This is a genomic window from Parabacteroides sp. AF18-52, assembly GCF_003479145.1.
Lineage (GTDB): Bacteria > Bacteroidota > Bacteroidia > Bacteroidales > Tannerellaceae > Parabacteroides > Parabacteroides faecis.
On sequence record NZ_QUGR01000010.1, the window covers coordinates 93,986 to 117,114 of the forward strand.

At 43.5% G+C, this 23,129-nt stretch carries 23 protein-coding genes; 10 read left to right on the plus strand and 13 right to left on the minus strand.

Annotated elements, in window-relative coordinates:
* Positions 1 to 82: 82 nt before the first annotated feature.
* From DWX23_RS16540 to DWX23_RS16550, 3 genes are all read left to right on the plus strand, one after another.
* Positions 83 to 331: a hypothetical protein gene (locus tag DWX23_RS16540; protein ID WP_147382547.1), complete on the plus strand. Its 249-nt coding sequence runs from the start codon at positions 83 to 85 to the stop codon at positions 329 to 331.
* A 136-nt stretch (positions 332 to 467) separates the two neighbouring features.
* Complete coding sequence (locus DWX23_RS16545; RefSeq protein ID WP_147382548.1) at positions 468 to 1,988, plus strand: CsgG/HfaB family protein; 1,521 nt, start codon at positions 468 to 470, stop codon at positions 1,986 to 1,988.
* Positions 1,989 to 2,001: 13 nt separating this feature from the next.
* Positions 2,002 to 3,141, plus strand: a complete 1,140-nt coding sequence (locus DWX23_RS16550) for a hypothetical protein (protein WP_147382549.1) — start codon at positions 2,002 to 2,004, stop codon at positions 3,139 to 3,141.
* A 120-nt stretch (positions 3,142 to 3,261) separates the two neighbouring features.
* Here the strand turns inward: DWX23_RS16550 and DWX23_RS16555 are convergent, their stop codons facing one another.
* From DWX23_RS16555 to DWX23_RS16585, 7 genes are all read right to left on the minus strand, one after another.
* Positions 3,262 to 4,605, minus strand: a complete 1,344-nt coding sequence (locus DWX23_RS16555) for a glucose-6-phosphate isomerase (RefSeq protein WP_122375300.1) — start codon at positions 4,603 to 4,605, stop codon at positions 3,262 to 3,264.
* A 2-nt stretch (positions 4,606 to 4,607) separates the two neighbouring features.
* Positions 4,608 to 5,603, minus strand: a complete 996-nt coding sequence (locus DWX23_RS16560) for an NAD(P)H-dependent glycerol-3-phosphate dehydrogenase (protein ID WP_122352095.1) — start codon at positions 5,601 to 5,603, stop codon at positions 4,608 to 4,610.
* A gap of 11 nt (positions 5,604 to 5,614) precedes the next feature.
* Entirely contained in the window at positions 5,615 to 7,345 is a 1,731-nt protein-coding gene (gene lysS / locus DWX23_RS16565; RefSeq protein WP_122375301.1) for a lysine--tRNA ligase, read from the minus strand.
* Between the two features lie 83 nt (positions 7,346 to 7,428).
* On the minus strand, positions 7,429 to 8,028 hold the full coding sequence (nadD, locus tag DWX23_RS16570) for a nicotinate (nicotinamide) nucleotide adenylyltransferase (RefSeq protein ID WP_122352097.1): 600 nt from the start codon (positions 8,026 to 8,028) through the stop codon (positions 7,429 to 7,431).
* The gene (locus DWX23_RS16575; protein WP_122375302.1) at positions 8,010 to 8,189 is read right to left on the minus strand and encodes a hypothetical protein; all 180 of its coding nucleotides are present in this window, start codon (positions 8,187 to 8,189) and stop codon (positions 8,010 to 8,012) included. The genes nadD and DWX23_RS16575 overlap by 19 nt, the downstream gene beginning before the upstream one ends.
* On the minus strand, positions 8,190 to 8,756 hold the full coding sequence (gene gmk, locus DWX23_RS16580; protein ID WP_122375303.1) for a guanylate kinase: 567 nt from the start codon (positions 8,754 to 8,756) through the stop codon (positions 8,190 to 8,192).
* 1 nt (position 8,757) lies between these two features.
* Entirely contained in the window at positions 8,758 to 9,630 is an 873-nt protein-coding gene (locus tag DWX23_RS16585) for a YicC/YloC family endoribonuclease (protein WP_122352100.1), read from the minus strand.
* 211 nt (positions 9,631 to 9,841) lie between these two features.
* Here DWX23_RS16585 and tsaB point away from each other — a divergent pair, with 211 nt between their 5' ends.
* The 4 genes from tsaB to DWX23_RS25270 all read left to right on the plus strand — a co-directional run bounded on the left by tsaB (position 9,842) and on the right by DWX23_RS25270 (position 13,863).
* Entirely contained in the window at positions 9,842 to 10,537 is a 696-nt protein-coding gene (gene tsaB, locus DWX23_RS16590) for a tRNA (adenosine(37)-N6)-threonylcarbamoyltransferase complex dimerization subunit type 1 TsaB (protein ID WP_122375304.1), read from the plus strand.
* Positions 10,538 to 11,018: 481 nt separating this feature from the next.
* Positions 11,019 to 11,408 carry an HU family DNA-binding protein gene (locus tag DWX23_RS16595; protein ID WP_122375363.1) on the plus strand — a complete coding sequence of 130 codons (390 nt, stop codon included), beginning with the start codon at positions 11,019 to 11,021 and terminating at the stop codon, positions 11,406 to 11,408.
* Complete coding sequence (locus DWX23_RS16600) at positions 11,405 to 13,486, plus strand: BT4734/BF3469 family protein (protein ID WP_122375305.1); 2,082 nt, start codon at positions 11,405 to 11,407, stop codon at positions 13,484 to 13,486. The genes DWX23_RS16595 and DWX23_RS16600 overlap by 4 nt, the downstream gene beginning before the upstream one ends.
* 245 nt (positions 13,487 to 13,731) lie before the next feature.
* Complete coding sequence (locus DWX23_RS25270) at positions 13,732 to 13,863, plus strand: hypothetical protein (RefSeq protein WP_255419599.1); 132 nt, start codon at positions 13,732 to 13,734, stop codon at positions 13,861 to 13,863.
* Positions 13,864 to 13,980: 117 nt separating this feature from the next.
* Here DWX23_RS25270 and DWX23_RS16605 read toward each other — a convergent pair whose 3' ends face one another.
* The 6 genes from DWX23_RS16605 to DWX23_RS16630 all read right to left on the minus strand — a co-directional run bounded on the left by DWX23_RS16605 (position 13,981) and on the right by DWX23_RS16630 (position 21,148).
* Positions 13,981 to 15,141: a sodium ion-translocating decarboxylase subunit beta gene (locus tag DWX23_RS16605; protein WP_122375306.1), complete on the minus strand. Its 1,161-nt coding sequence runs from the start codon at positions 15,139 to 15,141 to the stop codon at positions 13,981 to 13,983.
* Positions 15,142 to 15,145: 4 nt separating this feature from the next.
* On the minus strand, positions 15,146 to 15,577 hold the full coding sequence (locus DWX23_RS16610) for a biotin/lipoyl-containing protein (protein WP_122375307.1): 432 nt from the start codon (positions 15,575 to 15,577) through the stop codon (positions 15,146 to 15,148).
* A gap of 22 nt (positions 15,578 to 15,599) precedes the next feature.
* Entirely contained in the window at positions 15,600 to 16,484 is an 885-nt protein-coding gene (locus DWX23_RS16615; RefSeq protein ID WP_122375364.1) for an OadG family transporter subunit, read from the minus strand.
* A 21-nt stretch (positions 16,485 to 16,505) separates the two neighbouring features.
* Positions 16,506 to 18,059, minus strand: a complete 1,554-nt coding sequence (locus DWX23_RS16620) for an acyl-CoA carboxylase subunit beta (RefSeq protein WP_122375308.1) — start codon at positions 18,057 to 18,059, stop codon at positions 16,506 to 16,508.
* 118 nt (positions 18,060 to 18,177) lie between these two features.
* Complete coding sequence (mce, locus tag DWX23_RS16625) at positions 18,178 to 18,588, minus strand: methylmalonyl-CoA epimerase (RefSeq protein WP_122352106.1); 411 nt, start codon at positions 18,586 to 18,588, stop codon at positions 18,178 to 18,180.
* 145 nt (positions 18,589 to 18,733) lie between these two features.
* On the minus strand, positions 18,734 to 21,148 hold the full coding sequence (locus DWX23_RS16630) for a TonB-dependent receptor (protein WP_122375309.1): 2,415 nt from the start codon (positions 21,146 to 21,148) through the stop codon (positions 18,734 to 18,736).
* A gap of 145 nt (positions 21,149 to 21,293) precedes the next feature.
* Here DWX23_RS16630 and DWX23_RS16635 point away from each other — a divergent pair, with 145 nt between their 5' ends.
* The 3 genes from DWX23_RS16635 to DWX23_RS16645 are packed head-to-tail and all read left to right on the plus strand — an operon-like array spanning position 21,294 to position 23,126.
* Positions 21,294 to 21,848, plus strand: coding sequence for a nitroreductase family protein (locus tag DWX23_RS16635; RefSeq protein ID WP_122375310.1), 555 nt, complete (start codon positions 21,294 to 21,296; stop codon positions 21,846 to 21,848).
* Complete coding sequence (locus DWX23_RS16640) at positions 21,845 to 22,612, plus strand: Rossmann-like and DUF2520 domain-containing protein (protein WP_122375311.1); 768 nt, start codon at positions 21,845 to 21,847, stop codon at positions 22,610 to 22,612. Before DWX23_RS16635 ends, DWX23_RS16640 begins: the two co-directional genes overlap by 4 nt.
* Positions 22,605 to 23,126 (plus strand): HAD family hydrolase, encoded by a 522-nt coding sequence (locus DWX23_RS16645; RefSeq protein WP_122352110.1) that lies wholly within the window; start codon positions 22,605 to 22,607, stop codon positions 23,124 to 23,126. The genes DWX23_RS16640 and DWX23_RS16645 overlap by 8 nt, the downstream gene beginning before the upstream one ends.
* The last annotated feature ends 3 nt before the right edge of the window (positions 23,127 to 23,129 follow it).

The following is a 23,129-nucleotide window of genomic DNA, read 5'->3' on the forward strand; positions in this document are numbered from 1 at the left end:
ATTGATTTTTTTGTATATCAAGATTACTAAAGGCTGCAAAAAAAGAATGAGTTCTAATCGAACTCATTCAAAATTTAGTAATATGGCATCAGAAGAACTGAAAATGTGCAATATCACAGGAAAACTCATACCTAACAAATTGATCGAAAGAGAAGATGATTTCACATTAAATGTAATTTATTTAGCAAACAGGAAAGTTAAATGTCTTTGTATGTTTTTTGCTAAGAGTAACGGTAAGTTTATCCCATCAGAATTGGGGAGTGCTTACAAGGGTATAGAAACTCAAGCTTTAACAGAACTCTATTCTTTATTCTGTTTGGAAATAGAATAAATTGGTATATGATGACTGTATAGAATGGCCCTGATATAAATTCTCTGAGTATCCCGACCAAATCTGACTTTTGATATTATTTTATGAGATAGTAGTTCTTCCTTTAGTAGTCAAATTTATTATAATTCAGAAAGATATGAAAAGAGTATATTTTTATTTATTGTTAGTCTTATTGTTTAATTGCACTTTCATCTGTGCCCAAAAAAACAAAGGATATATTATTAATATTGAAGGAGAAAAGATTTATGTAGACCTGACTTCTCCGGTAATAAGTGTAGGTGATGAATTAGGCGTTTATGTAGCCGGAGGTTATATGACTCATCCTGTTACTAAGCAAAGAGTCAAAAAAGCAGATGAACTAATTTGTAAAATGGTGATCAGTAGTATATATGCTGATTATTCAATAGCTCTAGCACATGATCCGTCTTCTCTTAATAAAATAAAAGCAGGTCAGGTAGTACAGCTAATAGAAAAGGCAACAAAGAAAATCGATAATAGTTCCCCTGTTACATTATCTGTTTCTTCAAACTCAGATATGTCGGCCTACAAAAAAAATCCTGCGAATAGTAATACGAGTATGGAAAATGATGATAGGATAGCTGTTGTTATTGCACCGGCAGAAATAAATGATGTTGTCAATTCTGGTCATTTTGGAGGTTATGTTGCTGATGTCTTAATGGAGCAATTATTAATGAATAATAAAGTTCGATTATTGGATCGTAGTGTTTTGAATGCGCAATTGGACGAAGTGGATCTTGCGGGTAATGCAATTGATCCTTCGACTGCAATTCAAAGGGGGAAGATTGTAGGAGCACGTTATATAATCCAGGTTACGATGCAAAAGCCTGATGTTGTGAATATTCGTACGGGAATACCTTTGGCTTCTGTTATGGGAGCTATAGGGATGGCAACTGGTAAGAATGTTGGTGCCCAATATGCCTCAAATATGCAAATGGGTAACTTGAAAGCTGCTGTAAACATAAGTACACGTGTAGTGGATTTACAAACAGGAGAAGTCCTTTTTATGACAAGTGGGACTGGAAAAGCACAAGGTAAAGCTCAATTGGCTCTAGAATATGGTGCATTAGGAGGAGCCGAAATCAATGGAGGGGCAGATGGATTCAAACAAACAATAACAGGGAAGGCTATCCAGAAAGCCTTTTTGATAATTGGGCGTAATCTGGATCAGTTTTTTAGTGGAGATATAGATAAAAAGGTCGTTGGTAGTGCTGGTGGTTTTGGTAATTATGGTCAAAATCTGGCATCTCGTGGTTCTAAGCTGTATCTGGGAACAGAGGCTTTGGACAAAGATGGCATACAGATGCTTTTTACAGATCGTCAGGATCTATTTTTTAGATATAAAAGTGCTAAAAAAACAAAAGCCTGGGGATTTGGAATTTTAACTGTAGGTATTGCAGGTGGAGCTGTAGCGGGTGCTGTGGCTGGATTGTCAGATACTGAAGGGACAACGGTCGGTTGTGTTATTGGAGGATGCGTTTTAGTAGGGATAACAGGTTTAACTTTATGTTGTATTTCATCCAATCGATCAATAAAGAATATAGTGAAAGACTATAATAGATCTCAGGAGAAAACTGCTGACTGGCATCTGGATTTTACAACAAGTGGAAATGGGTTAGGGATTCGATTAATATTTTAATGTTATAAAAAGGATGAGAAAAACAATTATTCTGATGCTCTTAGCCATTTTTATTGTAATGGCAAAAGCTCAACAAGTTATTCAAGGGTATATTATCAGCATTGAAGATAATAAAGTCTATTTGGATGTTACTTCTCCTAAAGTTGTAGTAGGCGATGTTCTTTCTGTATATTCAGACGCCGGATATATAATCCATCCGGTCACCAAAAAGAAAATAAAAAAAGAAGGAAGTATTATTGCCGACTTGGAAATAATAGAGGTTAATAATGACTATTCTGTTGCAACTATTTACCCAGAGGATGCGATCAAAAAATTAAAACTAGGAATGACTGCTCAAATGCCGGAGTTGACTCAGGAAATGAAAGAGGCGATAGAAAAAGAGCAAGAAGCAGAGTTGGCAAATGAGGCCGAACTTGTATTCGATAATCCGGAGAATTTCACTACAGCCGAACAGGTTATACAATGGCACTTAAAGTCGACAGGTTTGGATAAGATGGCTGCGAATCCACCTCGAAGTTACCTGATAGAAACGAAGGCAACAACAATAAACAAAAAAGGTAAGACGGTATCAGTCACTCATATTACTCGTATAGTGGATATTATGTCTTCAAGTGTTTACACAAAAGCAGATGTTACGTTAGTTGTAGCATTGAAAAACTTGGAAGTATCATCTTCTTCTGTTGTAAGTAATGGTATTGGTTGGCTTAAAGAAGGGAAGAAAAAAGCTAAACCGCTTGATAATTATAGAATCAAAGAAATAATAGGAGGAATAGATATAATAAAGGATTTCACTTGTAAAGGTTATACTTGTACATTATACGGTGATTTGGTAGTAGATGGAAAGTCCTGTTTTGAGTTGGTGTTTAGTAATAATGTCAAAAGCTGTATTGACAAGAATACAGGATTAATAGTAGCCAAAAGTAGTGTAGGTGAATTTAGGAAGATAGGGATACTAAGCACGAAAGTAGAGAAGAGTCTTGCGATGGAGAAAGTCATTGCTTATCGCCAATTTGGAGATTATATGCTACCATCCATGACGCAAACAGAATTAGATAATGGATTTCTTGTAAAGACTGAAATACTTCAATTTGTGTCCAATTATCCGGTCAAAGATTCCCAATTTACAAAAGAAGCACTGAGTGGTATAAAATAAAAAAGATATTTAGTGAACTGTCCGCTAATAGGCTGAGTTTTTAAATGTTAAGATAATAAGGTGAAAGTAGGAAGTATCGTAACTCCGACTTTCACCTTTTATTTAACTTATAACTATCTATTACAGTTTTTTGCGGATCTCTTCGCTATCTTTTTCATATCCCGGCTTGTTCAGCAACGCGAACATGTTCTTTTTGTAAGCTTCAACGCCCGGCTGGTCGAATGGGTTGACTCCCAGTATATAACCGCTGATGCCACAACCTTTTTCGAAGAAATAGAACAACTGGCCGATATAATACGCATTTACTTCCGGCATAGTGATCTTGATGTTAGGAACACCACCGTCGACATGTGCCAGTTGAGTACCCAGTTCTGCCATTTTATTTACTTCGTCCACTCGTTTTCCGGCAAGGAAGTTCAATCCGTCCAGATTTGCTTCGTCAGTCGGAACTTCTACCTTATGAGAAGGAGTTTCAACAGAGATAACAGTTTCGAAGATCGTACGTTCGCCATCCTGTATCCATTGCCCCATAGAGTGCAGGTCGGTTGTCAGGTCGACAGAAGCAGGGAAAATACCTTTACCGTCTTTACCTTCGCTTTCGCCGTATAACTGTTTCCACCATTCAGCGATGTAATGCAATTTCGGATGGAAGTTTGCCAGGATTTCGATCTTCTTGCCACTCTTATATAATTCGTTACGTGTAGCAGCGTAGATTGCAGAAATATTTTCATTGAAAGGAACGTTCATTCCAGTCGCTTTTTCCATAGATACAGCACCGGCAACTAAGTCACGGATACTGATACCAGCGACGGCGATAGGCAACAAACCGACCGGAGTCAGTACAGAGAAACGTCCGCCCACATTATCAGGGATAATGAATGTCTTATAACCTTCCTGATCTGCTAAAGTACGCAGAGCACCTCTTTTAGCATCAGTAATAGCAACGATACGATGTTTAGCTTCTTCTTTACCGACAGCATCTTCCAGTTGTTTTTTCAACATGCGGAATGCAAGAGCAGGTTCTGTTGTCGTACCAGATTTGGAGATGTTGATCAGACCGAACTGTTTTCCCTTCAGGATCTCACACAGTTCATACAGGTAATCTTCACCAATATTTTGTCCGGCATACAGGATAACCGGGTTCTTACGATCAGATTGCAACCAATCGAAGCTATTGTTCAATGCTTCAACAACCGCCTTTGTTCCGAGGTAACTTCCGCCGATACCGATAGCAACAACAACTTCACATTTTGAACGAAGCACATTGGCTGTGTTCTCGATGTCTGTCAATTCTGCATCCGTGATAGAAGAGGGGAGGTTTAACCAGCCTAAAAAGTCGTTACCGGCTCCGTTCCCATTATGTAAAGTGGCAATACATTCGTTTGCCTTAGCTTCCTGTGCATAGATCTGTTCTTTTGTAACAGTGCCCAGTGCTTTGTCGATGTTAATACTGATGTTTTTCATACCTATTTAAATGTTTCTGTCAACTGCCGTATGACGGTAGTCGGCGATTTTCTTTCATATAAAATATCGTATAAGGCATCCAGGATCGGCATGTTTACCTTATATTTTTCATTTATTTCATGAATACACTTGGTTCCGTAATATCCTTCGGCGATCATTTCCATTTCCAGTTGGGCGATCTTCACTGAATATCCCTTTCCGATCATGGTGCCGAATGTACGGTTACGGCTGAAACGGGAATAAGCTGTTACCAACAGGTCTCCCAGATAAACAGAATCGGTCACGTCGCGTTCCAGGCTGTGCACGGAATTCAGGAAATTGCGCATTTCTTCGATCGCATTGCAAATAAATACAGCCAGGAAATTATCGCCATATTTCATCCCGTGACAAATACCGGCAACGATTGCATATACGTTCTTTAGAACAGAAGCATATTCTATTCCTCTAACATCTTTGCAGCAATAGTTGTTTAAGTACGGATTCTGAAATACGTGTGCGACAGCCCGGGCATTCTCTATATTGGAGCAGGCCAATGTGATGTAGGAAAGCCGTTCGAGTGCGATTTCTTCTGCATGACACGGACCGCCTATTACAGCAATATTTTCCGTCGGAACATTGTAATATTCCGTGAAATAATCTGCAATCAACATATTCTCGTCCGGGACGATTCCCTTGATGGCAGAGATGATGAATTTGTCATTCAACGGAGTGGTGACTTTCATCAGATGCTGTTTCAGGAAAGGAGAAGGGGTTGCAAAGATCAGTGTATCGGAATCTTTGACAACCTCGTTTATATCTGTATAAAAGTTTATTTTATCTGTATCGAACTTTACAGCCGACAAATAACTGGGGTTATGTCCGGTTTTTATAAAGTCGTCAACCTGGTCCTGCCGACGCATATACCAGTTAATACTATCCTGTGTAGAAAGAACAATCTTGGCTAAGGCGGTAGCCCAGCTACCACCTCCCATTATTGCAATTTTACCGGGTAATTTCATGGCATTCCCTTTTATTTGGCCGCATTAGCAATCCAGGCTTCAACTTCTTCAGCCGCAGGATTTTGCAGTTCCAGCTTATACTTCTTGTTCATTTCACAAAGCTCCTGACGTAACTTGTTAGGATTTAACTCTTTCAGAGTGTCAACAGTTACGTATCCGGCTTTTTGTAATGCCGGAACCCAAGCTTCATCGATTCCTAATGCTACATATTTATCAGCAGCGTCTTTCTTAACTGTTTTTTCCGGACGCATCTGTGGGAAGAATAAAACTTCCTGGATCGTTGTCTGGCCTGTCATTAACATAACCAAGCGGTCGATACCGATACCGATACCGGATGTAGGCGGCATACCGAATTGCAATGCACGTAAAAAGTCCTGGTCGATGAACATCGCTTCATCATCGCCTTTTTCACTTAATTGCAATTGGTCTTTGAAGCGTTCTTCCTGGTCGATCGGGTCGTTCAGCTCGCTATAAGCATTCGCCAATTCTTTACCGTTCACCATCAATTCGAAACGTTCGGTCAATCCCGGTTTGCTGCGGTGCATTTTGGTAAGCGGACTCATTTCGACCGGATAGTCGATAATGAAAGTCGGCTGGATGAATGTGCCTTCGCAGAATTCTCCGAAGATTTCATCGATCAGCTTACCTTTACCCATCGTATCGTCGATCTCCATCTTCAACTCTTTACAAATTGAACGGATTTCATCTTCGCTTTTGCCGTTCAGGTCATAGCCTGTCTTTTCCTGGATTGCTTCCAGAATAGGCAAACGGCGGAAAGGTGCTTTAAAGCTGATGGTCTTGCCGTCGACTACAGTTTCGCATGTACCGTTGACTGCCATACAGATTTTTTCCAGCAATTGTTCCGTGAAGCTCATCATCCAGTTATAATCCTTATACTGGACATACAGTTCCACGCAGGTAAACTCCGGATTATGTGTCCGGTCCATACCTTCGTTACGGAAGTTCTTGCCTATTTCATAAACACCTTCGAAACCGCCGACGATCAGTCTTTTCAGATACAGTTCGGTAGCGATACGCAGATAGAGGTCGATATCTAATGAGTTATGATGCGTGATAAACGGACGTGCACTTGCTCCACCGGCGATAGATTGCAGGATCGGAGTTTCTACTTCCGTATATCCGGCTTCGTCGAGTACGGCGCGCATCGTTTTGATCACTTTTGCTCGTTTCAGGAAAATATCTTTTACGCCATCGTTTACGATCAGGTCGACATAACGCTGACGGTAACGTAGTTCAGGATCGTTGAATCCGTCATAAGCCACACCGTCTTTGTACTTAACGACCGGCAGAGGTCTGAGTGATTTGGACAAGACTGTTATCTCTTGTGCATGTACGGAGATTTCACCCATCTGTGTACGGAATACAAAGCCTTTGATTCCGACAATATCTCCGATGTCGAGCAACTTTTTGAAAACGACGTTATATAAATCTTTGTTTTCGTCCGGACAAATATCATCGCGGGAGATATAAACCTGTATTCTGCCTTCAGAATCCTGCAACTCCATGAAAGAAGCCTTTCCCATGATACGGCGGCTCATGATACGTCCGGCAATACTTACGGGACGAGGTTCTGCATCGTCTTTAAAGGATGCCTTTATTTCATTGGAATATGCGTTTGTTACGTACTCGGCAGCGGGATAAGGTTCTATCCCCATTTGGCGCAATTGCTCCATGCTATTGCGTCTTATGATTTCCTGTTCACTCAGTTCTAATAGATTCATTACGCTATTATTTTGTATAATACGGCGCAAAAGTACAAAACTTTTCTCACTTATCGGCTAAATGTGGGTGGTAGTTTGCTTAATTATATATTAGAAAAGCACTTATGGTTTCGTATCGCTTCCGGCAGAAAGAAACGCACATCCTTCCCGGCTTTCAATGATTCGCGGATGAACGTAGAGGAGATCTCCATTAAAGGAGCATCCACTTTGCGGATGGAGGGAATATCGGACGGGATCTGTATCTCGTATCCTTTACGCGGATAGACAAGGATTGGATAGTTAGAGATCAGCTGGTCAGACTCTTTCCACCGTTTTATGAAAGCCCAGTTATCGGCACCCATGATGAAATGGAACTGACGGTCGGGATATGTTTTTTCAAGTGCACGTAGCGTGTCGATGGTGTAAGTAGGCTGGGGGAGAGAAAACTCGAAATCACTAGCCTTGAATTTAGGATATCCGGCAATGGAAGCCTCAACCAATTCATATCGAAGCCGGTCGTCCATCAGGTTGCTACGGTCTTTCAGCGGATTGTGGGGAGTGATGACGAACCAGACTTCATCCAAGCCGGCAAATTCACACAGCCAGTTAGCCAAAGCCAGATGGCCGATGTGAACCGGGTTGAACGAACCGGAGAAGATTCCGGTATTCAGTTTTTTTATTTCCTTTATCGCTGTCTTTTCCACTTGATAAAATTAAAGACTTGCACACCGAATACAAGTCCGGTGGCGAAGGCTATGATATATTCTTTATAAATAAGTCCGGCGATGCAGGTTCCCAATGCTGCAAGAGCGGTTATGCCAAAGATATATCCCCACTTACGTGGTAATTGTCCGTTATTGTTCATTTATTTAGCAAGGAAATTTTTAATTACTTCGAACGTTTCCGTTTGTGCTGTTTCGAGATCGTCGTTCATAATACAAACATCGAAATGAGGAATGAACCCCAATTCAAACTCCGCTTTTGCAATACGGTTGTCGATCACTTCCGGTGCATCTGTTCCGCGGCCTTCCAGACGTTTACGCAGATGATTTATGCTGGGGGGCTGAATGAAAACCGACAAAGCACGGTCGCCATAAAACTTCTTGATGTTACAGCCGCCTACCACATCGACGTCGAATATCACATTATTACCTTCATTCAGGATACGTTCTACTTCACTTTTCAGTGTCCCGTAGTACTTGTCGGTATACACTTCCTCATATTCCAGAAAATCACCAGCTGCGATATGGGCACGAAATTCGTCGGGAGTCAGGAAGTAATATTCCACACCGTTCTTTTCTGTTCCACGCGGCGCACGGCTTGTTGCCGAGATGGAAAAATGCAGGTTCAGGTTCTGCTTCAGCAGATAGTTGATAATGGTTGATTTACCTGAGCCTGACGGAGCAGAGAATATAATGAGTTTACCAGCCATATTATAAAACGTTTAATACCTGTTCTTTGATCTGTTCCAGTTCGTCTTTCATCTGAACGACGATCTTTTGCATTTCCGCATGGTTACTTTTCGAGCCGAGCGTATTGATTTCGCGTCCCATTTCCTGGGCGATGAAACCGAGTTTCTTACCCTGGCCGTGTCCGTCCTTCATCGTGCTGATGAAATATTTCAGGTGATTGTCGAGACGGTTCTTTTCTTCGTTTACATCCAGTTTCTCGATGTAATAGATCATTTCCTGTTCGAAACGATTCTTATCGTAATCCTGATTGGCCACCTTTTCGAGGTTATCCATGATACGTGTTTTGATCTTTTCGATGCGTTCACCTTCGTATTCTTCTACTTCGGTGAGCAGGCGGGCTATGTTGCCGATCTTTTCTTCAAACAGTTTCTGAAGCATGGCGCCTTCCTGGATACGGAAGTCGCAAAGATGCTTGATGGCCTCTTTTACTGCATTGAAAACTACTTCCCATTCACTTTCGTCTACCTCTACGATTTCCGATTTGATCACATCCGGCATTTTCAGCAAAGTTTGAAACCAGTCTGCGGGCAATCCTATGTTCAATTTTTCAGCAATATCCTTGATCTGACTGTAATAGCTTTCGAAAGCTGTCAGGTTGATCTGAGTAGGAGTATCTTTTCCAATGTATTCAATATAAATGCTGAAATCGACTTTACCCCGTTCAAGCGACTGAAGCAATTGACTACGAATCTGCATCTCTTTATCCTTATAAATGGACGGAATACGGGTCGATAAATCCAGTTGTTTGCTGTTAAGCGCTTTTATTTCTACGGTTACCTTTTTTGAAGGAAGTTCGGCAGTAACCTTACCGAATCCAGTCATTGATTGTATCATTGTGCTAAAAATTTGTGCAAAGATAGGGTATTCAGTTGACAGTTGACGGTTGACAGTTGACAATTCTTCGTCAGGATAGAGAAAAAGTTCGTTTTTTTCGTGTTGTTACAGCGACGTTTTTGTACTTTTGCGACCAATTAATTCGGTTGATAACTGATAAAGTAGTTTTGAAAAATATCTGTCACTTGTCAACTGTCAACTGTCAACTATTATGTCTTGCATTTTAAATATTGAAACATCTACCTCTGTATGTTCCGTAGCTTTGTCTGCCAACGGTGAGGTGCTTTTTGAGAAAAGTTCGTTTGAAGGTCCTTCACATGCAGCATTGTTGGGCGTTTACGTGGAAGAAGCCATTGCGGTAGTGAAAGATAAAGGTTTGAAGCTGGAGGCTGTTGCCGTGAGTAGCGGTCCAGGTTCATATACCGGATTGCGTATCGGTGTTTCGGTAGCCAAAGGATTATGCTTCGGATACGGTATCCCTCTGATCGGTATTCCTACCCTTGAAGTTTTGACAGTTGCCGCTTTGAAACAGCAGCATGCTGAAAAAGATGCTTTCTATTGTGCCATGCTGGATGCCCGCCGCATGGAAGTGTATGCCGCTATTTATGATGCTGACCTGAAAGAGGTCCGTACTACTTCGGCCGATATTGTGGATGCCGATACGTATGCTTCTTATCTGGAAAAAGGTAAGGTTTGCTTTTTCGGTAATGGCGCTGCCAAATGCCGTGAGGTGATCGCATCTCCGAACGCCGTATTTATGGATGATATCCACCCGCTGGCAGTCAATATGATCCCTCTGTCGGAAAAAGCTTTCGCAGAAGGTCAATTTGAAGATGTCGCTTATTTCGAACCGTTCTATCTGAAAGAGTTCCAGGCGACGATCGCTAAAAATAAGGTATTAGGATAAACTCCCCGGTTAACCACATCCCATTTTCAGGAAATCATTCAGGCACTTCGATGAATTGTAAGTGCCTGCTAAGTTCGTGTCTTTCTTTCTCTAACTACGTACATTATTTTAAAAATAACTATCATACTATCATTTTCTAATATAAATAGCAGACTATTAGTTTGTTATATTGTGATAGTTGTGGAAAAGAACTATCATTCAACTATCATGAACTATCATACATGATAATTATATCCCGGAACATAAAACCGTAGTTTAAAGTGCTGTAAATAGACTGAATAAAATTAGATAAACTATTGAAAAACATTGCTTATATATAATATTTTTCTTATATTTGTAAGTATAAGAAGTTGCTGACACCCGGGTGTCGATACCCCTGAGACCCGGGTGTCAGCATCGTTCAGATCCGGGTGTAAAATGGGGTGAAATGCCCGTCCTGATGAAGTTTTCCAGTATTATTATTAAACTAAAATACCTGTTTATGGCACATTTCTATGTTGTTCGCACGAAATCGGATAAGACAGGTCCGATAGAAAAGAAGCTGTTTTATGGAGTTCCCGTTACGACGGGGCGGGTCACTACCGAGCAGTTGGCAGAAGAGATTGCCGACCGTTGTTCATTGACGCGGGGAGATGTGCTTGCTGCCGTCTGCGAGATGAGTGACATTATTCTTGAACGTTTGAAAGATGGTTATTCAGTCGAACTGAAAGATATGGGCGATCTGTATCTCTCGGCAGGGAGTGAAGGTTATGAGAAAGCGAAGGATTGTACTCCCCATCAGGTAAAAGCGAAGCGAGTTTGTTTCAGGATGGGCACGCGGCTACGTAAGGAAATGAAGTTTTTTAAATTTGAAAGATACCCGTTCGAATGAAAGTAAGCCAATATCGTTATAAGAAAGACCAGCTTATGTTACAGATACGTAGCCTGGAGCCTGTGGTGGAGATGTTACGCTCTGAGAATATGGGTGTACAAGTCGCTAATGTGCGTAATAGCCTGCATTTTTTCTTGCCGGGGCGTGCCAATGAAGGGGTACGGAAATTACCTGTTATCGTTTGGGGCGCAACGTTCCTGAGGAAAGATGGGAAGGTACGGATGAAAAATTATAACGGATGTGTCTTGTTGGAGATAAACGGTTTGTCGTCTCCTGAAGAGGCGGCTTCGATACGTGAGGAAGCTGCCGCCATGCCTCAGACTTTGCTGGCTTTTATCGGACTGAGCGGTAAGTCAGTGAAGATTGTCGTACCGTTCACATTGCCCGACGGTAAGCTGCCGCATAACAAGGAAAAAGCCGGAATGTTCCATGCGGCGGCCTATCAATTGGCGGTCAGACATTTTCAGCCGCAGTTGAGCAGTATGATCACCTTGAAAGAACCCTTGCTGATGCGGGGGACGCGTGTCAGTTATGATACCGGACTGTACTATAACCCTGCGGCAGTACCTATCCGGTTGGAACAGCCGTTGCAAATGCCGGGTGAGAGCGAACTGCGTGTGATTCAGGATATGCCGGCCGATCCGGTCGAACGTCTGCTACCCGGAGTAGAACGTAATACGCAGATAGCCACGTTGTTTAGTGTCGTGCTGGTAGAGGCGGTCCGTAAGTTTGCTGGGAGTAACAGCAACGATCTGCATGCCTTGTTTACCGAGATGGCGCAAAATTGTTGCCGTCTGGGTATCCCGGAGGAAGAAGCGGTGGGATGGACCTTGCGTTATGAGGCTTTGGAGCCGCATGCGTTGTTGGTACGACAGGTATTCCGTTCCGTTTATTTGTTGAAAAAGGCGATGGGAAATAAGTTGCCTTTGCCGGAATGTCTTTCGATGGTAATGCAACTGGATGAATTTATGTCGAGGCGTTATTTCTTCCGTATGAATGAGATGAGCGGGGGAGTGGAATATCTCGACCGTTCAGTCATACAGTTTGTGTATCGTCCTTATACACTGAAAGTCCGTAACAGTATTTGTCTGGAAGCACAGAAGGAAGGATTGAATGTATGGGATAAAGATATAGACCGGTATGTGAATTCCGACCAGATCCCTCTATTCCATCCGATCGGGTCGTATCTGGCGAATCTCCCGGCTTGGGATGGGAAACCGCATATCCGTGCGATGGCCGACAGGGTTCCTAATAGTAATCCGTCGTGGAGCGATTGTTTTTACCGTTGGTTCCTGAGTATGGTTGCCCATTGGATGCAACTGGATAAGGATCATGGGAACAGTACGACGCCGTTGTTAGTCGGTGACCAGGGGTGTGGCAAGTCGACCTATTGCCTGCATTTGTTACCTCCGCCGCTCCGTCCTTTTTATACCGACAGCATCGATTTCGGCAACAAGAAAGAGGCGGAACTGGCTTTGCACCGGTATGCGTTGATCAATATCGACGAATTCGATTCGGTAAAACCGTCACACCAGAGTTTCCTGAAGCATGTATTGCAAAAGGCTGCGGTCAATGCGCGGCTGCCTTACCAGAGTACGATGCGTAGCTTGCGGCGTTATGCCACCTTTATTGCTACCAGTAATAATTTCGATTTGTTGACCGATCCGACCGGAAGCCGTCGTTTTGTCTGTGTGGAGGTAGAAGGATTGATCGACTATATCCAGCCGGTCGATTATGAACAGCTTTATGCCGAAGCGAAAGAGATGTTGCGCCGTGGGGAGCGTTTCTGGTTTACACATGAGGAGGAGGCGGCAATTGTTGAGAACAACCGGCGTTTCCAGCAATTACCGGCAGAAGAACAGTTATTCTTACGTTATTTCAGTATCCCGGACGATACGGAAGGGATAAAGCCTTTACTGGCGTCGGAGATATTGGATATAATTGCAGAGAAACAGCCCGGTTTTGTTATCACAAAGAAGATGATACTCAATTTTGGTAAGCTTTTGAAGCGAAATAGCGTACCTAATAAGCGGACGACACGGGGGAATTGCTATTATGTGGAAGAACTATGCTCTTGATTGTTAGTTGTTTGTGCGAATTGTGTATGATAGTATGATAGATGCCATGATAGTTATTTGTTTTAACTATCATGGCATTAAGTGTTTTGTAATCAGTTGGTTATTCGCGAATATGATAGTATGACAGTATATTTTGCATATATCCAAAACTACACAGACAATAAAAGAAGAGATAATGATTTTTAAACCAAATCCGGATTTCTGTTGTTTAATGGTCATATATTAAGAATTAGACTTGCAAAAGTATGAAAAAGAAAAATGTATGGTTGATCATCGGGATAGTTGTAGCAATTGTTCTTCTGATGATATGGTTATTCGTCGGAACGACAGTGGAAGAAGTGGCAGATCCGGTAGTAAGCCCGATGGTAGTTGAATAAAGTATGTAAGTGAACTGCTATTAACACAGAGATGGCATGCAAAATGGAGTTTAATATCCATTTCACATGCCATCCTTTATTTGTTTATAGGTATTTATTGAATACCCGGATTAAATCTTATCCCAAGAATCCTAACAGGATACCGGCTGCTACAGCAGAACCGATTACACCTGCTACGTTCGGACCCATAGCGTGCATCAACAGATAGTTGGTCGGGTCGTATTCCAAACCTACGATCTGAGAGATACGTGCAGAGTCAGGAACGGCGGATACACCGGCGTTACCGATAAGCGGATTGATCTTGTTACCTTGTTTCAGGAACAGGTTGAAGAACTTCACGAACAATACACCGGCACAGGTCGCGATTACGAATGACAAAGCACCCAGACCGAAAATCTTAACAGAGTTCAGAGTCAGGAACTGAGTTGCCTGTGTAGAAGCACCTACCGTAATACCTAACAGGATCGTGATTGTATCGATCAGCGGACCGCGGGCAGTCTCTGCCAGACGACGTGTCACGCCACTTTCTTTCAACAGGTTTCCGAAGAACAACATACCCAGCAAAGGCAGACCGGAAGGAACCAGGAAGCAAGTCAGTAACAGACCAACGATCGGGAAGATGATCTTTTCTGTGGAAGAAACGGCTCTCGGCGGTTTCATACGGATCAGACGTTCTTTCTTTGTCGTGAGCAGTCTCATGAACGGCGGCTGGATAATAGGCACCAACGCCATATAGGAGTAGGCCGACACCGCAATGGCACCCATCAGGTTCGGAGCTAGTTTAGAAGACAGGAAGATAGCCGTAGGGCCGTCGGCACCACCGATAATACCGATAGCACCAGCCTGGTTCGGTTCGAATCCCATCTGAAGAGCGATGATGTAAGCACCAAAGATACCGAACTGGGCAGCAGCACCGATCAACATCAACTTAGGATTGGATATCAAAGCAGAGAAGTCGGTCATGGCCCCGATACCGAGGAAGATCAATGGCGGATACCATCCGGAGGTCACCCCCTGATAGAGGATGTTGAGCACAGACCCTTGTTCGTAGATACCTACCTGTAATCCTGCATCTTTAAAAGGAATATTACCGATCAGAATACCGAATCCGATAGGGATCAGCAGCATGGGTTCAAATTCATATTTAATCGCAAGGAATATAAAGAGCAAACCTACCAATATCATGACGATATGACCGGGAGTTGCATTATATACCCCTGTGTAGGTGAGGAACAGCTGTAGGTTCTCACCCAGGAATGACATAAAACTCTCTTGCATACTCTTATCCGATTACGACGAGATCGGCACCTTCCAGTACAGAATCTCCTTTATTTACTTTAATTTCAATAACTTTACCGTCGCGGTCTGCGTTGATGTTATTTTCCATCTTCATGGCCTCAAGGATAAGAAGTGTTTGTCCTCTTTTTACTGTGTCGCCTACATTGCATTTGATCTGTAAGATAACACCGGGCAGCGGAGTTTTAACAGCTCCCTGTGTGGTAGATGCGGCCGGACGTGTAATAACCGATTCGCCTGAAGGAGTTGTCGGAGCCTGTGCCGGACGTTTCAGAGTAACCATTTGTTTCTTTGCTGGTTTCTCCATCTTTACATTATAGGGAGTACCGTTTACTTCTACTTCAGCGATGTCGTCAACCACTGAATTGATATGTACTTTATATACGTTACCGTTGATGGTATATTTAAAACTTTTCATTCTTGTTTGTTTTTAGAGATAATCACTTTCTGGGAGTTTCACGTAAGCTATAGATCTTTGAACTCCATGGAGAATATGCACGGCGAACCTTGCGGATCGTAAGTACTGTATGTTCGATGTCATGGTTGTCATCGCTCATTTCATACAGAGCCGTAGCGATAGCTGCAAAGACTTCTCCTGATACCTCGTCAGGTGCACTGGCACTGGCTGGTACTCCGGCTTTCTGTGCATTACGTTTGCTGGCAGCGATAGCTGCTTTACCTACCTGTTTGAAGATGAGATAAAGAAGAAGCAACCCCAGGAATACAACCACCATTGCGGTGATAGTCATACCGATACCGAGCGAGTCATTTCGTTTGAAGTTTTCAATCTTTTCGTTAGAATCTAACGTCAGGTTGTTTGTGTCGGGAGTCACTTTTGTTAACTGTGCCCATTTGTCCTGACCATCAATTATTCTACCGTAGCTGATATCCGGCTTTTGTGAAGCAGGAATCGTTACTTCATCAATCAGAGTTTTACCATCGGCATCATAAAGTGCAATGTAGTTTTCTTTTGTCGGATCGAAAGTGAAATTCACATGGAAAGTACCACGATCAGGTTCTCCATCTACCCAGAACAATGTATGCTGATGGGGTTGTATGAGCGTTTTTACATCCCCTTTGGGGATTGGATATTTTTTAGGGTTGTTCTTGTCATCAGTCAGGAAGCAACCGGCTATGTTTACCGAACCGGCAGAGGTATTGAATAACTCCAGCCAGGGGTGGCGTTTGCCATAGTCGTCAACGAAGTTGTCGTCGTTGATGACCAGCACTTCATTTATTCGCATGGAGGTTGCACGCTGCGCTTTTGCTCCGAATGAAACGAGCAGAACGAACAGCAGCAATACTCCAATTTTTTTGTTAATCATATTCATTTCCTGTTTTAAGAATTATAGAGGCAGATTGTCATGTTTCTTAGCAGGATTGCTTAACTTCTTAGTCTGCAATTGTTGTAATGCACGAATAATACGGAAACGAGTGTTACGCGGTTCGATCACATCGTCGATATAACCGTACTGAGCGGCATTGTATGGATTTGCAAATGCTTTCTTGTATTCTGCTTCTTTTTCTGCGGTTGCTTTTGCAGGATCTTCCGATGCAGCTACTTCTTTAGCGAAGATTACTTCTACAGCTCCGCTCGGTCCCATAACAGCGATTTCAGCAGTAGGCCATGCGTAGTTCATATCGCCACGAAGGTGTTTAGAACTCATCACACAGTAAGCTCCACCGTAAGATTTACGCAGGGTGACTGTGATTTTAGGCACAGTGGCTTCGCCGTAAGCGTAAAGCAATTTGGCACCGTGAAGGATTACACCATTGTATTCCTGGCCTGTTCCCGGAAGGAATCCTGGAACGTCTACCAATGTTACCAGAGGAATGTTGAATGCGTCGCAGAAACGAACGAAACGGCCTGCTTTACGTGAAGCGTTGCTGTCGAGGCAGCCTGCCATTACTTTCGGCTGGTTAGCTACGATACCAACAGACTGGCCGTTGAAACGGGCGAAACCAACGATGATATTTTTAGCATAATCGGCATGTACTTCCAGGAACTCGCTATTGTCGACGATTGTTCCGATCACTTCGTACATGTCGTATGACTGGTTTGCATTGTCAGGAATGATGTCGTTCAATACGTCATCCAAACGGTCGATCGGGTCTGTACATTCGATCAGCGGAGTTTCTTCCAGGTTGTTCTGCGGAAGGAAACTGAGCAATTTGCGGATCAGTTGCAGACCGTCTTCTTCAGTGTCGACTGCAAAGTGGGCAACACCTGATTTTGTTGTGTGAACGCTTGCGCCACCCAGTTCTTCCTGGGTTACGTCTTCACCGGTAACGGTTTTTACTACTTTCGGACCAGTCAGGAACATGTAGCTGGTACCGCGTGTCATGATGTTAAAGTCGGTCAGTGCCGGAGAATAAACAGCACCACCTGCACACGGGCCGAAGATACCTGAGATCTGGGGAACAACACCGGATGCGAGGATATTACGCTGGAAGATTTCTGCATATCCTGCCAGGGCATTAACACCTTCCTGGATACGTGCTCCACCTGAGTCGTTCAAGCCGATGACAGGGGCACCCATCTTCATGGCCTGATCCATAACTTTACAAATCTTCATGGCCAGTGATTCTGACAAAGCTCCGCCGAATACGGTGAAGTCCTGTGCGAAGATGTAGACCAGACGTCCGTCGATCGTACCATATCCGGTTACGATACCATCACCCAGGAATTTTGTTTTTTCAATACCGAAGTTAGTACAACGGTGCTGAACGAACATATCAAACTCTTCGAAACTACCTTCATCAAGCAACATGGCGATACGTTCGCGTGCTGTGTACTTGCCTTTCTTGTGCTGAGATTCGATTCTTTTTTCTCCACCACCTAAACGGGCTTGTTCGCGAAGAGCGATAAGCTCTTTTACTTTTTCAAGTTGGTTACTCATTGTATTTCTGATTTGTTGTTAGAAATGAACTAATTTAGTTGACAAGTGACAGTTGACAGTTGACAGTTTTTTCAGGTTATTCAACCTGTTAACTGTCACTTGTCAACTGTCAACTGAATTATTTATTGCCCGGCATGCAAAGTTCTGTCAATACGCTGCAAGTTGATTTCGGGTGAAGGAATGCGATGTTCAAGCCTTCTGCACCACCACGGGGAGCTTTGTCGATCAGCTTAACGCCTTTTTCTTCGACTTCATTCAATGCTGCCTGTACGTCAGGTACAGCAAATGCGATGTGATGGATACCTTCGCCTTTCTTTTCGATAAATTTAGCAATAGTACTGTCTTCGCTGGTCGGTTCAAGTAATTCAATTTTGGTCTGGCCTACTTTAAAGAAAGCAGTTTTCACTTTCTGGTCAGCTACTTCTTCGATGTTATAGCATTTCATGCCTAAAATTTCTTCGTAATACGGCAGACAAGCTTCGATACTTTTCACTGCAATGCCCAGATGTTCAATATGTGTAATTTCCATGTCAATAATAATTTATTAATTGATAAATGCTTTTTGTTCTGATGGCAAAGGTACATTCTTTTTAAAGAATCAAGAAATATTTCATTAATTATTATCCACAGGAAAATGATATGTTCAAAAGAACCTGAATAATGTTGGTTTCAGACTAAAAATCGACTATCAGCCGAGCGTTGAGTTGTCGGCCTGTCAGGTAGTTAGGTACTGCGTACTGCTGGTTGTCGATGTTGGTGATCCAGTAGTAGGAACTAACATTTTTTATGTCAAATAAGTTGAACACATCAAGCCCGATCCAGATGTTTTTCAGGTGGCGGAAGAAGCCACGGTCCATGATCGCATCGGTGCCTCCGGCCAACTGATAGGAGAAGCCCAGATCGACACGTTTGTAGGCCGGGGTACGGAATGTACTTTTGACGTCTTCGTATTTTGTGCGAGGTGCAATAAAAGGAAGTCCGCCGGAGATAACGCCCTTCAGATTCAGTTTTACACGTTTGTATCCCGGAAAATAATCCTGGAAGAATAAGGACACGTTATAGCCCTGGCTGTTAGGCATCGGAACGGTCACTTTGTCGCGGATCGTTTGTTCGGCTTTCATCAGTGAGAAGCTGATCCATGAATCGGTTCCCGGAACAAACTCTCCGAAGAATTTGACATCGATACCCATTGCATGTCCTTTAGCGCAGTTTTCACCGTAGTAACGGATCTTTACGTTGTCGACGGTATAGGGGATGAGGTCATCCAGTTTTTTATAATAGAGATCGGTGCTGACCTTGAAGTTACGGTCACCGGCCTTGAAGGTATAGTCGCCGCCCAGAATGAAATGGATGGAGCGTTGCGATTTGATATCTTTGTTCAGTTCGATGACATCGTTGCCTGCTGCGTCCTGTACGGTGGTTCGTAGTTCCTTATAGAACGGCGATTGGTAATAGATACCCGTTGCTGCGCGGAATGTCAGTCTCTGGTCGAAATTTGGAATGAATCCCAGGGATACACGCGGACTGAAAATGAATTCTTTATTATAGCTCCAATAACTTCCGCGGATACCTCCGATAAGGGTAAACATTCCTTGTTTGGTACGGAATTTGAAAACATCCTGGATGTATCCCGATACACGTGTACTGGATAAATCATTGTTCGAATAAAGGTTGGAGATCACATTGACGCCATCTCCCGTTTGAGGCAGCGAATATCCGGCCGAGTCACGTTTTTCCCATTCGCTGATACGGTCGTTTATTTTTTCCATCTGCACGGTCGCTCCCCATTGGATCGTGTTGTTCCTGATCTTGCTGCTACCGTAATGGCCTACATTCATAATAGTAGAACTCAGGCGGTTGCGGGCATGTTCGTGATAACGGGCTACCTCAAGAGCTTCTTGTCCGCTATTGTTTTCTGTTGTTGCATTGCCCAGCCAGTATTCGCCGGTGATGTCATACGTTTCTATCTCTTTGCTGGAAAAAGCGGAAGCCTGGAGACCCAGTTCTGTTTTCTCGTTCGGGTTATGTTTCAGGGTCAGTGCCCCGAATAAAGTCTGGAATTTATCCCGTTCGCGGCTGTTGGGGAAATATACTTCAAAGCGTTGGGCGTTTTCCACCGTACCGAAATTGGTCTCCCGCTTATTAGGCGTAAATTTGAATGTGTTGGATGCCAGGTTTCCGAGGAAGTTCACTTCCCATTTCGGAGCCAGCTGATAAGTCATATACGATTGCAGGTCGACGAAGTCCGGCTGGTATTCCGCATCCGTATCCATCGTTTTCAGTAGTGAGCGTCCGGTCTTATAGCGAATACCGGTGATCTGTGTGAATTTTCCGACTGCACTCCCGACATAAGCATTGGCTCCCAGTAAACTGGCGGATGCCGAGCCCTCGAACAACTTGGGCTTTTTATAGGTAATGTCGAGAACGGAACTCATTTTATCGCCGTATCGTGCCTCGAATCCTCCGGCGGCAAAGTTTACGGCTTCGGTCAGGTCCGGATTGATAAAACTCAAACCTTCTTGTTGCCCGGAGCGGATCAGCAACGGACGGAACACTTCCAGGCCGTTTACATAAACTATATTTTCATCGTAACTACCGCCGCGAACTGAATATTGAGAGCTTAATTCATTACTGGACGATACCCCGGCGAAGGTAACCACCAGACTTTCGATACTACCTCCGGCAGGGTCGGGGAGTAGCTTGACACGGTCTGCATTCATGGTTTGAAGGGTGCTGGTCTGGTAACGGGTACCTACGGCAACAACTTCCCCCAGGTCGATACTGGTATAGTTCATCTGTACATTCAGGCGCATATCCTGTTGCAGGCTGGGCAGGATGCGTTCCGCTTTATTGTAACCCAGGCATGAGAATATGACCGCAACGGAATCACCCGGAGAGGTTGTGATCGAGTAGTAACCCTTTTCATTTGTCATAGCCCCGTTCAGGGTATTTTTTATCTGGACGAGTACCAGTTCGAGCGGACTACCGTCGGCATCCCGTACATATCCCGTTATTTTGACATGCTTTTGTCCAAAAGCACTGATTGAAACCAATATAAATAGCAGTGCAGCTATCGCACGAATCTTCATAATAAATAATGTTATAGCTTTACTAACGCGAAAAATGAAGGAAGCGTATATTCAGCGTGTAAAAAATCTTTATCTTTGTCCTGTTCAGAAATATCTTCCCTATTGGATGAAGATGATTAATTAATAGTACAAAAGTAAGATAAAAATGGATAGTTTTGCAACACTGATCAAGAATAGAAGAAGCACGCGTAAGTTTACTGACCGGTTGCTTTCACCTGAACAAGTCGAAATGATTTTGAAAGCTGCCTTGATGGCTCCCGCTTCCAAGCGTAAGAATCCCTGGCAGTTCATAGTGGTGGAAGATAAGGAAATGTTGAAAAAGCTGGCTGGCTGTAAAGCGGCAGGTTCCTCGTTTCTTGAGGGGTGTGCACTGGCTGTTGTGGTTATAGCGAATGTGATGGAAAGCGACGTCTGGGTGGAAGATGCTTCTATTGCCTCTATCTATATGCAACTTCAGGCGGAAGATCTGGGACTAGGTAGCTGCTGGTGCCAGATACGTAACCGTCAGACGGAAGACGATACCGACGCAAATACTTATGTACGTGATCTGCTCGATATCCCTTATCAGCTGGAAGTCCTTTCAATAATCGGTTTCGGTTATAAGGACCAGGAGCGTAAGCCGTTTGATGAAGCTCATTTGCAGTGGGAGAAGATTCACCTGGGCACATTTAAAATGCCGGAAGAAAATAAGGAAGCATGAAAATAGTTTTTGTCGGAGCCGGAAATCTGGCAACACGTTTGTCGCTTGCCATGCAACGGGTCGGAATGCAGATAGGGCAGGTGTACAGCCACACGGAAGAGAGTGCCCGTCAGTTGGCTGTGCAGCTGGGATGTCCGTGGACCAACGATCTGTCTGCCTTGCAGGAGGATGCGGACCTGTATGTCTTTTCTTTAAAGGATACGGTTTTGCAGGAGGTGATTACCAAAGTCAAACCGAACAGCGGCATGTGGGTTCATACGGCTGGAAGTATGCCGATGAATGTTTTTGAAGGATATACCCGGAGATTCGGAGTTCTTTATCCTTTGCAGACTTTCAGTAAAGGCCGGAATGTGAGTTTCGACGTAATCCCTTTTTTCCTGGAAGCCAATACGGAGAAGGAGGCGGATTATCTGAAAAATATAGCCAGCGCTCTTTCTGAAAATGTCCGTTTCATGTCTTCTGAAAAGCGCCGGAGTCTGCATCTGGCAGCTGTGTTTGCCTGTAATTTTACCAATCATATTTATACATTATCTTATAAATTGCTGGAAAACGAATCCATCCCGGCGGATGTCCTGTTGCCGCTTATCGATGAGACGGCAGCAAAAATACATTCCATGTCGCCGTCAGCCGCTCAAACCGGTCCGGCGATCCGGTATGATGAAAATGTGATCAATAAACATCTGGCTATGCTGGACGATCCGGATATGAAAGCGATCTACCAGCTTCTAAGCCGGAGCATACATAAGGAGGCCCAAAATGAGTAGTATCAATTATGACCTGACAAAGATAAAAGCATTTGTATTCGATGTAGACGGTGTGTTGTCGTGCGACGTGATCCCGCTTCATCCTGATGGCGATCCGATGCGTACAGTCAATATCAAAGACGGTTACGCCTTGCAGTTGGCTGTAAAGAAAGGCTATCAGGTTGGAATTATTACCGGTGGCTATACGGAAGCCGTACAAATTCGTTTCTCCCGGTTGGGTATCGAACATATATATATGCGCAGTGCTGTAAAGATACATGACTTCCATGATTTTCTGCAAAAGACCGGGTTAAAACCGGAAGAGGTTATGTATGCCGGCGACGATATTCCGGATTATGATGTGATGAAGCTGGTGGGATTGCCTGTAGCTCCAGCCGATGCCGCACCGGAAATCAAACAGATTGCCAGGTATATCTCCTTGCGTAACGGGGGCGAAGGTGTTGCCCGCGATGTGATAGAACAAACAATGAAAGCACAAGGCCATTGGATGAGCGCGGAAGCCTTCGGATGGTAATAA